Annotated in this window: 9 protein-coding genes and 2 tRNA genes; 5 read left to right on the forward strand and 6 right to left on the reverse strand. The window is 67.8% G+C overall.

Annotated features, from left to right (window positions below; translation table 11 throughout):
- The first annotated feature begins 275 nt into the window (after nucleotides 1–275).
- Nucleotides 276–413: a hypothetical protein gene (locus tag K6142_RS09910; RefSeq protein ID WP_190245400.1), complete on the forward strand. Its 138-nt coding sequence runs from the start codon at nucleotides 276–278 to the stop codon at nucleotides 411–413.
- Nucleotides 414–631: 218 nt separating this feature from the next.
- Here the strand turns inward: K6142_RS09910 and K6142_RS09915 are convergent, their stop codons facing one another.
- The 3 genes from K6142_RS09915 to K6142_RS09925 form a co-directional block, all read right to left on the reverse strand.
- Entirely contained in the window at nucleotides 632–1,984 is a 1,353-nt protein-coding gene (locus tag K6142_RS09915) for a TolC family outer membrane protein (protein WP_190245399.1), read from the reverse strand.
- Nucleotides 1,985–2,723: 739 nt separating this feature from the next.
- Entirely contained in the window at nucleotides 2,724–4,709 is a 1,986-nt protein-coding gene (locus K6142_RS16720) for a sigma 54-interacting transcriptional regulator (RefSeq protein ID WP_190245398.1), read from the reverse strand.
- Nucleotides 4,709–7,762 carry a response regulator gene (locus tag K6142_RS09925; protein WP_190245397.1) on the reverse strand — a complete coding sequence of 1,018 codons (3,054 nt, stop codon included), beginning with the start codon at nucleotides 7,760–7,762 and terminating at the stop codon, nucleotides 4,709–4,711. Before K6142_RS09925 ends, K6142_RS16720 begins: the two co-directional genes overlap by 1 nt.
- Before the next feature lie 325 nt (nucleotides 7,763–8,087).
- Between K6142_RS09925 and K6142_RS09930 the strand changes: the two genes are divergently transcribed.
- The 3 genes from K6142_RS09930 to K6142_RS09940 all read left to right on the forward strand — a co-directional run bounded on the left by K6142_RS09930 (nucleotide 8,088) and on the right by K6142_RS09940 (nucleotide 11,538).
- The gene (locus tag K6142_RS09930) at nucleotides 8,088–8,567 is read left to right on the forward strand and encodes a cytochrome c3 family protein (RefSeq protein ID WP_012612620.1); all 480 of its coding nucleotides are present in this window, start codon (nucleotides 8,088–8,090) and stop codon (nucleotides 8,565–8,567) included.
- Nucleotides 8,568–8,571: 4 nt separating this feature from the next.
- Nucleotides 8,572–10,161 carry an ammonia-forming cytochrome c nitrite reductase subunit c552 gene (locus tag K6142_RS09935; RefSeq protein WP_190245396.1) on the forward strand — a complete coding sequence of 530 codons (1,590 nt, stop codon included), beginning with the start codon at nucleotides 8,572–8,574 and terminating at the stop codon, nucleotides 10,159–10,161.
- Nucleotides 10,162–10,836: 675 nt separating this feature from the next.
- Nucleotides 10,837–11,538, forward strand: a complete 702-nt coding sequence (locus tag K6142_RS09940; RefSeq protein WP_190245395.1) for a LysE family translocator — start codon at nucleotides 10,837–10,839, stop codon at nucleotides 11,536–11,538.
- A gap of 129 nt (nucleotides 11,539–11,667) precedes the next feature.
- Here the strand turns inward: K6142_RS09940 and K6142_RS09945 are convergent, their stop codons facing one another.
- The 3 genes from K6142_RS09945 to K6142_RS09955 form a co-directional block, all read right to left on the reverse strand.
- Nucleotides 11,668–13,008, reverse strand: a complete 1,341-nt coding sequence (locus K6142_RS09945; RefSeq protein ID WP_223380824.1) for a serine dehydratase subunit alpha family protein — start codon at nucleotides 13,006–13,008, stop codon at nucleotides 11,668–11,670.
- A 173-nt stretch (nucleotides 13,009–13,181) separates the two neighbouring features.
- Nucleotides 13,182–13,258, reverse strand: a tRNA-Glu gene (locus K6142_RS09950).
- Between the two features lie 6 nt (nucleotides 13,259–13,264).
- A tRNA-Gln gene (locus K6142_RS09955) sits at nucleotides 13,265–13,339 on the reverse strand.
- A gap of 657 nt (nucleotides 13,340–13,996) precedes the next feature.
- Here K6142_RS09955 and K6142_RS09960 point away from each other — a divergent pair.
- Complete coding sequence (locus tag K6142_RS09960; protein ID WP_190245806.1) at nucleotides 13,997–14,527, forward strand: GNAT family N-acetyltransferase; 531 nt, start codon at nucleotides 13,997–13,999, stop codon at nucleotides 14,525–14,527.
- Nucleotides 14,528–14,570 lie beyond the last annotated feature (43 nt).

Genomic DNA, 14,570 nt, shown 5'->3' on the forward strand with positions numbered 1-14,570 from the left:
AGTAGCCGCCCAGTTGGCGCGGTGTTGGCTCTGCTTTTCACTTTTGCAGCAGGCGCATGTTGAGATGATATCTGGTATTTTAGCACCTTCCGTCACCGTACCAGAAAAGGCTGCCGTCGTGTTCAGGCAGGCGGGGCGGCTGCATTCTGGCCGGGGCGCAGCGCCAACGCATGCAACCCAGCTTCCCATGCCGCGCGCATGACGTGCCCCACATGTCTGCATGCCGGTTCATTCCGTACCCAGACGTTCAGGTCGTCCATGGTCCGGGAAACCCAATGCTCGACATCCGCGAGGCAGCCGGTCACCTCCCGCGCTTCAGCCCGCACGCCGTGCGCCCGAATTTCTTCTGGGTCTTTCTGTCCGGTCAGCGCGTGGTGTCCTTCATGGCCAGTGCCATGAAGCTCTGCGGGTAATACGGCGTGGTGGTGGCAATGTCTAAGCGCAGTCAGGCCCACGGCGGTGTTGCTCGGTTCGCCGTCCGGCAGGGGGAGCGGCCCGGCACGCTAACGGCCTGCGTGAAGCCAGCCCCCGCCCGTGGCGGTCCCGTTTCCTGCTCCCGTCTTTGCCCATGCAAAAAGGGGCCGGTCCTTCGGACCGGCCCCTTCGGGTATGCCGTTCTCTGCGGGAGCGGCTATTGCTCGGTGTTCTTGCGCAGGGCGTCGCGGTCGATGCCCAGGCTTTCCAGCAGCTTGCCGCCAAGGGCCAGCAGGCGGTACTGGGCGCCAGCATCATTCATGCGCGAGGTAACTTCCTGAATGGACGAGCTGTACAGTTCGTTTTCGGCGTCCAGCACGTCCAGCAGGCTGCGCTGGCCCACCAGAAACTGCTGCATGTACGCGTCGCGGGTCTGCACGTTGTAGTCGATGGCAGACAGGAAGTAGCGCTGCTGTTCGCGGGCGGACAGCATCTGGGTCCAGGTGGCGCGGGTTTCGCGGCCCAGTTCGTCGATCTGGTTCTGCAGTTCCTGGCGGCTCTGGCGCGAACGGGCGGATGCGCCCTTCACGGCGGCCACGTCGGCGCCGCCGTTGAACAGGTTCCAGCTCATGCGCAGCATGGCGGCGGTACCCCATTCATAAGTACGGCTGCTTTCCACCTGGTCGCGGTAGGTGGGGCCCACTTCCGCGTAGATCACGGGGTGGTAGCCGGACTTGGCCAGGTCGATTTCCGCTTCCGAGGTGCGCACGTCGGAAATCAGCGCCTGCACCTTGGGGTTGCTGGACTGGCTGTCGGCCAGGGCGGCGTCGGCGCTGGGCGGGGTGGCCGTGGGCGCTTCCGCCGGGCCCAGGGCCTCGGGCACGATCTTGCCGGTCAGGCGCAGGTAGGCGGCTTCGGCCACCTGCAAGGCAGAACGCGATTCAGTCAGGGTCGACTGGGCGCGGGCCAAACGGCCCTGGGTCTGGGTCACGTCGGAAACGCTGGCCGCGCCCATGCGCGAACGTTCCTGCTGCGAACCCAGGATGGATTCGTGCTGTTGCACGTTGATGGCGGACAGGCGGACGATTTCGCGCTGGCGCAGCACTTCGATGTGCGCGAGCACGGCATCCAGGCCAAGGGCTTCGGCATTGTCGATGAGGCGGTTGTCCACCGAGCCCAGCTTGTTCTTGTTGATGTCCACGCGGCTGGCGGTGGCAAGGCCGTCCCAGATGGTCTGGCTGAGGGTTACCGAGCCTTCGCTGCGGTCGTACCAGTCGTTTTCGTTGCCGCTGCCACGGGTTACGGTGTCGTTGTACTGTTCCACGCCCACGCCGCCGCGCACGTCAAGGCGCGGAAACCAGCCGGCACGCGCGCGGTCAACGTCGTGTTCGGCGGCCTGGCGGTTTTCCTGGAAGGCCTTGAGGCGAGGATGCGTTTCAAGGGTGTTGACGACCGAGTCCTTCAGCGTCACTTCCTGCGCCTGCGCCGGAACCCCGATCGCAAGCCCCAGTACGGCGGCCAGCGCGCAGAACGCGAGCCAGCGCCGTTTTTGTGATTTCCTTTCCTTCATGACAGTCCTCCTCGTTGGCCCCCCCCCGTACACGCGGATCGGAGAGCGTGTATTGATTCCTGAGACACGGCACGGGCAAACCCGTACTTTCTGCTTTAGCGGTGATACTACATGCAACATTACATTGTTTTGGGCGCCGTGCGCAATAGGGTTAGTTGCAAGGCGTGAAGGTTTTTGGAAGAAAGTTTGTCGTTTAGTCGGGAGGAAGTGGGCCCGAACGACATGGGGAACAAGCCGGTGGCGCGGATGCGCCGAAGGTCGGTATGGGTAAGGCTATGGAGCGTGGGTGCTCCTGCCGTACGGATAGGTGGAGTGATTTTCGGCATGCTGAAATGTGTTCATGAGCGGAATATTCATTTCAAGTTCCCTGCCCGTAGTGCTGTTCGAGAGTGTCTGCGGCGATTTTGCGATGCTTCCGTAGCAGGAATTATGTTATGAAAAAAATGTAAAATAATGGATGCATGACGAAATTTGTCGTAACGTATGATCGTCACGGGTTCCCCCCACTCGTGGCAGGCTCCGTATTGCCCCCTTTCCGGTTGCCCGCTCCGCGCCGGAAAGGGGGCTTGTCGTTGCCGAGATGAGTGTGGGGGGCTGAAAAAAAACGTGAAAAGCCGCACCGTTCCCGGATGGCGGGCTCGGCGCGGCGGGCGTGTCCGGCGGAGGGGGCGGTCGCACGTGGTCTGTCGGCCCGGTTGGCCGTCCACCAAGCGATCGGCTGCGTGGGGGCCTTTGGAGGTCAGTCAGGTTTTCCGAGGCCGTGCTTCTTGAGCAGTTCGTAAAAGTGCCCGCGCGAAACATCGGCCAGTCGAGCCGCCTCGCGAATGTCGCCGCGACAGTGGGCCAGCATGCGGGCCAGGTAGGCGCGCTCCGCGTCGGCCTTGTGGGTGCGCAGGGTGGGGGGGACGCCGTCCGGCGCGGAACCCGGCAGGTCGATGCCCGTCTGTCCCCGCACGGCTCCCGCTTCGACCGCAGCCCCCTGAGCGCCCATGTCCCGCGCTCCGGCCATATCCCGCACTCCGGCCAAGCCCCGTACTCCGGAAAGCCACTGCGGGGTGGCTGCGTGCGCGCCTGCCCATTTCGCTAGGGAGTCCGCCCCGTTGGCGTGTGGCGGCCATGCGGGCACGGCATCGGAGGCTCTGCCCGCCATGAAGGCCGCCCCCCCCCGCGCTGTCGTGGCCGGGGAGGGAGGCGGGGACACCGGCCCGGCCATGCCTGGCCAATCTCCATGGGCCCCAGGGGCCCCATGACCACCATGGGCTCCTTGGCCTGCCTGTCCTGCTTGACCAGCATGCCCGGCCTGCCCGGTCTGTCCGGTCTGCCTGGTCGTGGCAGGGATGGACGCCAAGCCAACCGACCCCGCCGACCCCGCCAACCCCGCCGGGACCGCCGGGCCTGCCGGACCCGCCGTTCCCGCCAGCCCGGCCAATCCTGCCGTGTGTCCGTCCATTCTGTCGCGGGCCACCCGTACCCGGATTTCCGTGGGCAACTGCCGCGCGTACAGGGTGGTTTCGTCGCGTGCGGCGGCGCAGGCGCGCTCCACGGCGTGCACCAGTTCACGCACGTTGCCCGGCCACGGGTAGCTGGCCACGGTTTCCAGAAAATCCTCGGCGGGAAACTTGGGGGGGAGGTCGTGCCGCTGGCAGAACCGGTCCACGGCCCAGGCGCACAGTTCCGGCAGGTCTTCCGTGCGCTCGCGCAGCGGGGGCAGGGTGATGGTCAGGCCGCGCAGCCGGTACAGCAGGTCGCTGCGGAACATGTCCAGCCGCACCATTTCGTGCAGGTCCTTGTTGGTGGCCGCCACCAGTCGGAAGTCGCTCTCCACCTCCCTGCTGGCGCCCACCGGGCGAAAACGCCGCAGTTCCAGCGCCCGCAGGAAGGCCCCCTGGATGGACAGGGGCAGGTCGCCGATTTCGTCCAGAAACAGCGTGCCCCCGTGGGCCAGGCGCAACAGTCCGTCACGGCTGCGGTCCGCGCCGGTGAAGGCCCCGCGCACGTGGCCGAAGAGCTGGCTTTCAACCAGGTTTTCGGTCAGCGACGCACAGTCCAGGGTGACGAACGGCCCCGCAGCCCGTGCGCTGTTGCGGTGCACGGCGCGGGCGAACAGTTCCTTGCCGGTGCCGGTTTCACCCAGCACCAGCACGTTGACCGAACTGGCCGCCGCCTCGCCCATCAGTTCCAGCGCGGCATCGAGGGCCGGGCTGTTGCCCACGATGCCCTCGCGCCACAGCGGGGCGGGGGGCAAGGCGAAAGAAGGCGCGGCAACGGTGGGCGCTTCCGGTCCATTGTCGGCCTGGCCTGGCTGCGATGTGCCGCCCATCGCACCGTTGCCCCCGCCGCCAAGCCCGCGCCGTGCCCTGCCACCGCGATAGGCCAGCACGCGGGACAGCGAAAGGGTGATGTCCTGCACGCGCAGGGGCTTTTGCAGGTATTCCCACACCCCGTGGCGCAGGGCGGTTTCGGCGCCGTCCGCATCGCCGAAGCCGGTCACCACGATGACCTCCGGGGCGCATGGCAGGCGGCCGAAGGTGGTGACGTGGGCCAGGCCGTTGCCGTCGGGCAGCAGCACGTCCAGGTAGACCACGTCGGGCGCACCGGTGGCGGCAAGGCGCAGCCCCTCGTTCAGGGTGGCGGCGGTGAGGGCCTGGTGCCCCATGCCCACGGCCACCTCGGCCAGCATGGTGCGGACCATGGCCTCGTCGTCCACCACGAGTATGCAGGCCATCAGCGATGCGTCTCCTTCACCGGGGAGGTTCCCGGCGTTGCGGTGTCGGTTGCACCAGTTGAGCCAGCCGCGCCGGTTGCGCCAGTCGAGCCGGTCGCGTCGGGATCGGTGGTGACGATGCGCACGCGGGCCACACCAGCCTCAAGCAGCGGTAGCAACCGGTTCAGTATATCGGGCAGTTGGGCGCCGGGCGCAGTGGCGGGGCGGCCCGCCGCCTGCTCCAGTTCGTCGCACAGGCCATGCAGGGCCGAAAGGCGCAGCATGCCCGCCGAGTTGCGCAGGGCATGCGCCTCGCGCAGGGCGTCCTGGCGTCGTCCCTCACGCACGGCGGCGGTCAACGCGTCGCGCCGGGCATCCACCTCGTCCAGAAAGGCCCGGCACAGTTTCACGAACAGGGGGCGGTTGCCGCCCAGCGCGTCCAGCGCGGCGGCCTCGTCCATCACGTCGGAGGCGCCGGGGGCCGCTGCGGCAGCTGTGACGTCTGCGATGTCCGGGGCGTCTGTGGCATTTGGGGCGCCGGGTATGCCGGGTAGTTGGGGCGCGCCAGTTGCGTGAGGTGCGCCGGGACCATCAGCAGCGTCGGGGGCGGCGGAACGGTCGTGCGCGGCGGGGCCGCCGGGCAGCGTCTGGCCGCGGGATTCGGCGGGCGGCATCCCCGTGCGGGAAGTGGTCGGCCCCTCCCCGTCGCTCCAGTGGTGCATGTCGTCGGCGTAGCCGCCCGTGCCGGGGCATTCCAGCGGGGTGCCCCCGGTGGCGGCATCGGCCACGGCGGAAAGCAGCATGGCGGCGGTCAGCGGCTTGCACACGCAGCCGGTCATGCCCGCGCCAAGCAGGGCGGCGCTTTCGCGGCCCACCGCCGAGGCGGTGACGGCCAGCACCGGCATGTCGGGCGCAACCCCCGGCACAAGCCCGGCGCGCAGGCGGCGTACCACCTCGGTGCCGTCGCAGCCGGGCATGCGCACGTCCAGCAGGGCCAGGTCGGGCCGCAGTTCCTCCAGCAGGCGCAGGGCCTGCACGCCGTCCGTTGCCACGGCCACCTGGTGCCCGGCCCCGCGCAGCACGTCCTGCATGAACAGCCGGTTCACCGGGTTGTCGTCGGCCACCAGCAGCCGCAACGGGGCGGATGTGCCCCCGGCCGGTCCGGTTTCCGCGGCGCGACCGGTTTCCCCGGTCATGGGCGGGGCCGGGCAGGCGCTGCGGCCACCGAAGGTGCCCACCCATGCGGCCAGTCCCGTGCCCGGCGCGCTGGCGTCGTCGCCATGCGCGTCAGCGTCTCCTTTCGTGTCCCCGTCGGGGGGCGGGCCCGCCAGGGTGAACCGGGCGGTGAACCAGAATTCGCTGCCCGTGCCCGGCGTGCTGGATACGCCAATGTCGCCGTCCAGCATGCGGGCAATCTCGCGCGAGATGGCAAGGCCAAGGCCCGTGCCGCCAAGGCACAGCGAACTGGCCGCCTCGCCCTGCACGAAGCTTTCGAAGATCGATTCCTGCTGCTCCGCCGGAATGCCCACGCCGGTATCCACCACGGCAAAGCGCAGCAGCACCTCGCGCGGGGCGGTTCCGGCCCCCGGCCGGTGGAGGCTGTCTGTCGCTGCCGCCGGGGTCATGTGCGGCACCTGTTCCGGCACCAGATTCACCACCACGGCGATGCCCCCCTGGCGGGTGAACTTCACCGCGTTGCCGATGAGGTTGCCAAGGGCCTGGCGCAGCCGGAAGTCGTCGCCCACCAGCGCCTCGGGCACGTTTTCCGCCACGTGCAGGGACAGGGAGAGCCCCTTGCGCTCGCCCGCGAAGCGGAACACCCCCAGGCAAGCATCCAGCGAGGGGCGCAGCCGGAAAGTGCGCGGCGCAAGGCGCATCCTCCCCGATTCCAGGCAGGAAAAGTCCGTGATGTCGTTGACGATTTCCAGAAGGTTCGCGGCGGCGCAGCGCAATTGCCCCAGATATTCGTTGTAGCGGGCACCGTGTTCCGCCTGCTGTGCATCAATATCTGTGGATGCTTCGGCAGGGGCATGCGCGACGGATGCGGCACCGGAGGGGGCGCCCACCCCGCCCGGCTGGAAGCCGGACAGCAGTTCCGCCATGCCGATGATGCCGGTGAGCGGGGTGCGCATGTCGTGGCTCATGTTTGCCAGGAAGGCGCTTTTCATGCGGTTGGCCGCCTCGGCCAGGGCCTTTTTGCGGCTGACCTGCAACGACGCCCCGCCAATGCCCAGCAACCCCACCACTCCGATGATGGCGTAGGCCAGCGCCGTCTGGTCCAGGCGCTGGCGCTCCAGCGCCAGCAGGGGCGTCGCCGCTATGGATACGCTGATGCCTCCGCGCAGGCCGCCCACGGTGTCGTCGGCGGTGCGATGGCAGCCCAGGCACGACTGGTCGGCCATCAGCGGGGCCATGTAGCGGAAGCTGGGGCCGTGCCGGGTGTCGCCGCTGCTGGCGGTTCTTTCCGCCGCGCGGGGCTGCTCGCCGTCCGGGGGCAGGGTCAGGGTGAAGGTTTCTCGCGCGCCCTTGCTGAAGGCCTGCAACGATTCGTTTTCCCACGCATCGGCTTCGTTTTCCTGCCGCAGGGGGTGCAGGCCGGTGATGCGAAAGCTGACCCCCTGGCTGGTGGTGAGAAATTCCGAGATCTGGCGGGTCATGTAGGCCGGGTTCATGCGGGTGAGCAGGGTGCCGTCCGCCGCCAGCAGGGTGCGCTGGTCGGGCGGCAGCCAGGGGTTGGGCCGCCCCAGTTCGCTGGTCCGCACGAACACTCCACCGTGGGCCGCGTTCCAGGCCCTTGTGGAGACGATCTGCGAAAAGAACGCCCGGGCTTGCAACAGCGCCAGTTCGCGCACGTGGGCCGCCTCGGTGCGGGCGTTCCACTGGTACAGGGCCAGCAGCAGCACCCCCCATACGGCCACCAGCACGGCAGGCACGATGAAGGTCTGGATGTTCCAGTGCAGGGCCGGGCGCTTGCGGCGCAGCCGGGAGCGCAGGCTTCTTGCCGCGCGTCCCGGGGTGACGCCGGGCGTTTCATCGGTCGGGCGCGCCGGGGGCTGGGTCTGGTGTTGCGTCATGGGGTGTCCCCCTGTGTGGAGTCAGGAAAATCAGAAAAGGCTGGCTCTGTCAGGTTTTTCTGTCTGTTTGTCATGTAAATATGACAAAGACAAGGCCTGCCTCGCCGTGCGTCCTTTGTGCTGCCATGAGCAACACATTGAAATTATTTTTGAACGAAGGGGTGTGCAGAATTTCACGCAACGGCACGGGTCTTGAAGACTGTACGTCACCAAGTGCCGTGCGCACCCGTCGGGCTGAACGGGCGCGGGCACGGATGCACCCGGAGGCGCGAACTCCCGGCCGCACGCGGGCGGGGCGGGCGCCCTCCACAGCAAGGAGGCGGAAATGTCAGAGGAAGCACCTCGCAACGGACGTACGGGGCTGCGGCTCATCGTCGTCGGGGCGGCCCTTGGGGTCGTGCTGGCGGCGGGGGCGGGCTTCGGCATGAAGGTCACGGACCGGCGTCCGTTCTGCGCGAGCTGTCACATCATGCAGGAGGCGGCGTTGACGCACAAGGCGTCCACCCACGCCAACCTGGCCTGCAACGAGTGCCACGCTCCGCAAAACCTGGCTGCAAAGCTGCCCTTCAAGGCGGTGGCGGGGGCCAAGGACGTGTACATGAACACGTTGGGCAGGCCGGACGACGTGATCCATTCGGGCCAGTCCACCAAGGACGTGGTCAACGCCAACTGCAAGGCATGCCACACCATGACCAACAAGCAGGTGGCCAGCATGGATTCCAAGCCCTATTGCGTGGACTGCCACCGCAATGTCCAGCACATGCGCATGACGCCGATCAGCACAAGGAAGGTCGCCGATGGATAACCTGATGAACAACACGCTGTCGCTGCGCACGGTGCGCGGCATGGTCCGCAGGGGGGCCCTGCTGCTTGCCGTCTCGCTTGTCCCCTTCGCTCTTGCGGGCTGTTCCGACGTTGCGGAACTGAAGACCCCGGTGTTCAAGACCAAGATCGCGGCGGAAGAAACCCGCAGCAGCGCCTTCAAGGCGGAATTTCCCCAGCAGTACGCAAGCTACCAGCGTAACGACGAAAGCACCGTGATGACCGAATTCAACGGTTCGGTGCCGTTCAACAAGAACGACAACGTCAACCCGCTGCCCGAAGGCTACAAGCACGCCCAGCCGTACCTGAAGAACCTGTGGCTGGGCTATCCGTTCAGCTACGAGTACCGCAACGCGCGCGGCCACACCAAGGCGCTGGAAGACTTCCTGCACATCGACCGCATCAACACCTATGCGGAAAAGGGCGGCCTGCCCGCCACCTGCTGGAACTGCAAGACCCCCAAGATGATGGGCTGGGTGAAGCAGTACGGCGACGACTTCTGGGCCAAGGACGTCAACGAGTTCCGCGACAAGATCGACATGAAGGACGAGACCATCGGCTGCGCCAACTGCCACGATCCGCAGACCATGGAATTGCGCCTGTACAGCGAACCCCTGAAGGACCAGCTGAAGGCGCAGGGCAAGGACTGGGACAAGCTTTCGCGCAACGACAAGCGGTCGCTGGTCTGCGGCCAGTGCCACGTGGAATACTACTTCCAGGACAAGGAAAAGGGCGTCGCCAAGAAGCCCGTGTTCCCCTGGGCCGACGGCTACGACCCGCAGCAGATGTATACCTACTACAAGACGGCGGGCAATTCGCAGATGAAGGGCTTTGAGGGCAACTTCGTGGACTGGGTGCACCCCGTGTCCAAGACGCCCATGATCAAGGCCCAGCACCCCGAATACGAAATGTGGCAGAACGGCGTGCACGGCGCGGCGGGCGTATCGTGCGCCGATTGCCACATGGGCTACACCCGCACCGATGACAAGAAGAAGATCTCGGGCCACTGGTGGACCTCGCCCCTGAAGGACCCGGACATGCGCGCCTGCCGCCAGTGCCATTCGGACAAGAGCCCCGACTACCTGCGCTCGCGCGTGCTGTTCAGCCAGCAGAAGACCTTCGACCAGCTGCTGAAGGCCCAGGACCTGTCGGTGAAGGCGCACGAGGCCGTCCGCCTGGCCTCGGAATTCCAGGGCGCCAAGCCCGCCAACTATGACGAACTGATGATCCAGGCGCGCGACATGGTGCGCAAGGGCCAGTTCTTCTGGGATTACGTGTCTGCCGAAAACAGCGTGGGCTTCCACAACCCGGCCAAGGCGCTGGATACGCTGGCCTCTTCGCAGCAGTACAGCCAGCAGGCGGTGGACCTGGCCAGCGAGGCCACCGGCTTCGCCATCTCCAAGGATCTGGCGGGCGACATCCGCAAGATCGTGCCGCCCATCCTGACCCACAGCCGCAAGTTGCAGCAGGATCCCGAGCACATGAAGACGCACCAGTGGTTCAAGTACCTGCCCACGCTGCCCAAGGCAGACAAGGTGTGGGACGGCCAGAAGAAGCTGGTTTCCGCGGCCCAGTAGGGCGGCGGCAAAGGAAGGAAAGGCGGGGGCCGGATGGTCCCCGCCGGAGCAGAAAGCATGCTGGCTCGCTTCATGCGGACCCGGCGACCTGGTTACTGACGACTTGACGTGCCGCGCGGGCGGCATGCGGCGCGCGCCGGATCGATTTCCCACGGCGCGTCCGCCGGGCCGGGAAGGCCCGTCCGGGATATTCCGGCAGGCTGGTTCCTTTCCGGGGGCCCGCAGCCCGAATCACCGCCCGCGCGGCGCATTGCAGACATGGTTTCGCCTTGGATCTCCTTCACAGGGACACGACAACCTGAACTGGCAGAGGGGCGCCCATCGGGGGCGCCCTTCGTCGTTGTGCGGTGGGGGGAGAAGGGGGTGTCTGTAACCGTGATAAGGGCAGATAGGCCGGGCCGGGGCGGGCCGGGACACGCCGGAATGAACGGGAACAAGGCCGGAGCAGGTGTGGCAGACCCAAGCAGGCAGGGAAGGCAGGGACGGTTGCGGGCAAGACGGGGCATCCATCCGGCAGGGACACTGACGCGAGAGATGCTTGCCGTGCGCATCGTGCCACGCTACAGGATACACGATAAGCCAGCGGAGACGCATGGGGCGGCCCTGCCCGCCGCGTTGCCGCCAGGCGGCCATCCTTACCCCCGTTTTGCTGTTTCGCCGCAGGAGCGTTCCGTCATGTCCATCTCGTGGAATTTCCTTGTCGTGTATACGCTGACGGTGCTGGTGGCCACCATCACCCCCGGCCCCAGCATGCTGCTGGCCCTGACGCACGGGGTGCGCTACGGCGTGCGGCGCGCGCTGGCGTCGGCACTGGGCAATACCGTGGCTTCGGTGTTGCAGGCGCTGGTGGCGGTGGCCGGCCTGGGCGTGGTGCTGGCCGCGTCGGAAGACCTGTTCCGGGTGGTGCGCTACGCGGGCGCGGCCTATCTGGTGTACGTGGGGGTGTGCATGCTGCGCGCCCCGGCAGTGCCCCTGAATGCGGCGGCGACGGCGGGGGCTGCCGGAACCGAAGGAGCGGCAGATAAGGCCGACGCGGGCGACACGGGCGACACGGGCGCATCCTATGTCCCCGGGGGGCCGGGCGCGCGCAAGCTGTTCGGGCAGGCGTTCTTCGTGGCGGCGGGAAATCCCAAGGCCATCGTGTTCTTTACCGCGCTGTTCCCGCAATTTCTGGCGCCCGGCGACACCCTGGCCCGCAGCGCCCTGCTGGTGGCGGACCTGGCCGTCATCGCCTTTCTGGGCATGATGCTCTACGCAGTGGCCGGGGCGCGCATTGCCGCGCTGCTGGCCACCACCCGCGCCGCGCGCTGGTACAACCGCACCGTGGGGGTCGCCTTCATCGGCAGCGGGGCGGGGCTGGCCCTGTCCGACAGGTAGCGCCGTCCGTTGCCGTCACCTGTCTGAAGCGCCGTGTCGGAACTGTGTCCGGACTAAAAGGAACGGGCCGCGTCAGCACGACGCGGCCCGTCTCTCGTTTGGCAGGAAGGAAAGCCGGTAACGCAACGCCTACTGCACGCCGCGCTCCAGCAGGCGGATGATGGCGACGTCCACGGCGGCGAAACCCAGGCTGGACACTTCGCCCAGCGAACGCAACGAGGCGCGGAAATCGGGCGAAACGATGCCCTCGGCCCCGGTCATGCCCGGCCCGTGCAGGGCCAGTTGCGCGGCGCTCCAGGCTTCTGCCGCGGCGGTGCCCACCTTCAGCGCGCAGCCGCCCTTGGCCCCGTCGCAGATCATGCCCATGACCGACGAGAACACCAGCGCCACGGCCTGCTCGGCCTGCGCGGGCGTGCCGTCCGCAAGGCGCACCAGCGCGGCGGCGGCACCCGCCCCGGCGGCCACGGCGCAGCCGCACAGCGGGGTAAGGCGGCCCGTGCGGGCCTTTACCGCGCCGGTGACCAGGTGCGACAGGGCCAGCGCGCGGGCCAGTTCCGCGTCGCTGCGGCCCCAAGCGCGCGCGGCCAGCGCGGGAGGAATGATGGCGGTAAGCCCGTGGTTGCCGGAACCGGCGCTGCTCATGACCGGCTGGTTGGCCCCGGCCATGCGCACGTCGGCGGCGGCAGCCGTGGTGGCCTTCACGCGGGCGCTGATGTCCGGCCCGCAGGCGTCAGGAGCACAGGAGCCGGGCGCGCGGGCGTCGGAAGAGCTGGCGTTCCGGCAATCGCCGCCACGCAGCGCCATTCCCAGGGTGTGCCCCACGGCCAGCCCCCACGGATTGGCCAGCCCCTGTTCGGCCACGGCCAGATTCATCTCCGCGCCGCGCAGCAGGTCGCGGGCAAGGTTGGCGTCGATTCCGTCGGCCCAGTTCCACAGGTCGTCAAAGGCGGCCCGTTGCAGGTCGGCCATGTACGGGGGCAGGCTGTCGCCGCCAAGGGCGTCTTCCGCCCGGTAGACCACCTGCCCGTTGTGGCGCACCTCGGCCACCCGGTCGTGCCGCCCGGCCACCACGGCCACCACCAGATGGCCGGGGCGGTACAGTTCCGCCTCGGCGTACACGGTGGGCACGTCCTGCACGATTTCCTGCGTCACGGCGCCGCGCTCGGTCAGGGCTCGGGCTGCGGCCACATCGTCGGCGGTGACGGCGGCCAGCGCTTGCAGGCCCATGTCGGCATCGCCCGCAAGGGCTCCCAGCGCAGAGGCTAGCATGTTGCCGCGCAGGCCCTGCGCGCCGGGAATGCCCACGGACTGGCCGTTCTTGTAGATGTTGGCCGAAAGGCGCAGGTGGATACGCTCCGGCGGGGCGGGCAGATGGCGCGCGGCGGTGGCGGCGGCAAGGGCCACGGCCCCCGGCTCGGTGCAGCCCAGCGCGGGCTTTACTTCGGCGGCGAAAAAGGCGGCGATGTCCATGGGGCCTCCTGCTTGTGCGCGGGCGGCCGGGGGGAGTGGAAGAGGCGGGTTCCGGCATGTCGCGCTGGGTGCGGGCGTGGTGGGGCTGCGGGCGAACCCGCGTTTTCGCGCGGCTGCGCGTCGCATATACGCGAAAGGGGTCACGGTGAACCGTGACCCCTTTGATGGCGTGGTGGCGTTCCCAGGGGGATTTGAACCCCCGTCGACGGCGTGAAAGGCCGTTGTCCTAGGCCGGCTAGACGATGGGAACGCATGTTGGCTGGGCTGCTAGGACTCGAACCTAGATTAGCGGAGCCAGAATCCGCCGTCCTGCCAATTGAACGACAGCCCAACAACGAGGTTGTGTATCTATCCGTCAGGCCCCCGGTTGTCAACGGGAAATGCGCGAGGGGTGCGCACTTTTTATTCTTTGCAGGTAATATGCTGTAATTCTGGTTTTTATTGAAGCGCATGATGCCGTGGGGGAGCCCTGGCAGGCCGTCCGCTGACCGTCCGCTGACCGTCCGCAGGCGTACATCCCATCCCGGCGGGGGCTTTGCCGCCACGAAATTTCGTACTATGCTCAGCCCGTCCGCATCGGACACCCGGCGTATTGCCCCGCCCGCTGCCCCAGTGGCAGCGGCGAGGCCCGTCCGGCACACGTCTTTCTGCTTGCAGGCGCACGCGCCGAGGTTTTTTTGCAGCGATTCGCACCAGAGAATGTCGCACCGGTTGCAGGTGAAAGCCGCACCCGGTAGGCGCGACGGCATGCCGCCCCTCGTCTGAAGGGGCGCTGCCCGCACGGGGCCGTCACCCGGCTCCGCCCATCCCGCCCTGCTGATCCCGTCCGATGTCGTCGGATGGTGGTCTTTGCTTTCGTCCCGCAACCATCCTTCTGACGTTTCCAGGCCGATCATTCGCCATGCGCGCCGCATGGCGGTCGTGCGCCGCCGGGCTGCCTGCCCGGTCCTCGCCGTCATGTCGCGCGCCGTACATCAGGAGTAACGCAATGCACATCAGAGACGAACGCCCCGGCAACGAACAGGACCGCCGGGCGATCATCCACATCGAATACATGGCCTTCAAGGGCCACCCCATGCACGCCCCCGGTGCCGAACCCACCGAGCACCTGATACCCGGACTGCTGCGCGCCAGCGGCGACCTGACCCTGTCCCTGCTGGCAGAGGTGGACGGCGCTCTGGTGGGCCACGTGGCCCTTTCGCCCGTCGTGGTGGGGGCGGACCCGATACGTTCGGACCGCGCTGGCTGGTACCTGCTGGGGCCGGTGGGCGTGCTGCCCCCCATGCAGGGCAGGGGCATCGGCTCCGCCCTGATCCGCGAGGCGCTGCGCCGCATGCGCGACGCCGGTGCCCTGGGCGTGGTGCTGGTGGGCGACCCCGGCTACTACACCCGCCTCGGCTTCGTCTGCGTGCCGGGCCTGCACTATCCCGGCGTGCCCGACCAGTACGTGCTGGCCGTGCGTTTCGGCGACCGGCTGCCGCAGGGTGACATCATCGCCCACCCGGCCTTCGCGGAATAGACATGGCGGCAACAACGACAATCGAAGGGGCCGGGACATGTGC

It is taken from the genome of Nitratidesulfovibrio sp. SRB-5, from assembly GCF_019931275.1.
GTDB lineage: Bacteria > Desulfobacterota > Desulfovibrionia > Desulfovibrionales > Desulfovibrionaceae > Cupidesulfovibrio.

What these genes read in the sequence shown, in the direction of transcription:
- K6142_RS16720 (WP_190245398.1), bottom strand. Translation starts at nt 4,709, where the DNA reads ATGGCCTGCATACTCGTGGTGGACGACGAGGCCATGGTCCGCACCATG.
- K6142_RS09910 (WP_190245400.1), top strand. Translation starts at nt 276, where the DNA reads ATGCTCGACATCCGCGAGGCAGCCGGTCACCTCCCGCGCTTCAGCCCG.
- K6142_RS09925 (WP_190245397.1), bottom strand. Translation starts at nt 7,762, where the DNA reads ATGACGCAACACCAGACCCAGCCCCCGGCGCGCCCGACCGATGAAACG.
- K6142_RS09960 (WP_190245806.1), top strand. Translation starts at nt 13,997, where the DNA reads ATGCACATCAGAGACGAACGCCCCGGCAACGAACAGGACCGCCGGGCG.
- K6142_RS09915 (WP_190245399.1), bottom strand. Translation starts at nt 1,984, where the DNA reads ATGAAGGAAAGGAAATCACAAAAACGGCGCTGGCTCGCGTTCTGCGCG.
- K6142_RS09945 (WP_223380824.1), bottom strand. Translation starts at nt 13,008, where the DNA reads ATGGACATCGCCGCCTTTTTCGCCGCCGAAGTAAAGCCCGCGCTGGGC.
- K6142_RS09935 (WP_190245396.1), top strand. Translation starts at nt 8,572, where the DNA reads ATGAACAACACGCTGTCGCTGCGCACGGTGCGCGGCATGGTCCGCAGG.
- K6142_RS09930 (WP_012612620.1), top strand. Translation starts at nt 8,088, where the DNA reads ATGTCAGAGGAAGCACCTCGCAACGGACGTACGGGGCTGCGGCTCATC.
- K6142_RS09940 (WP_190245395.1), top strand. Translation starts at nt 10,837, where the DNA reads ATGTCCATCTCGTGGAATTTCCTTGTCGTGTATACGCTGACGGTGCTG.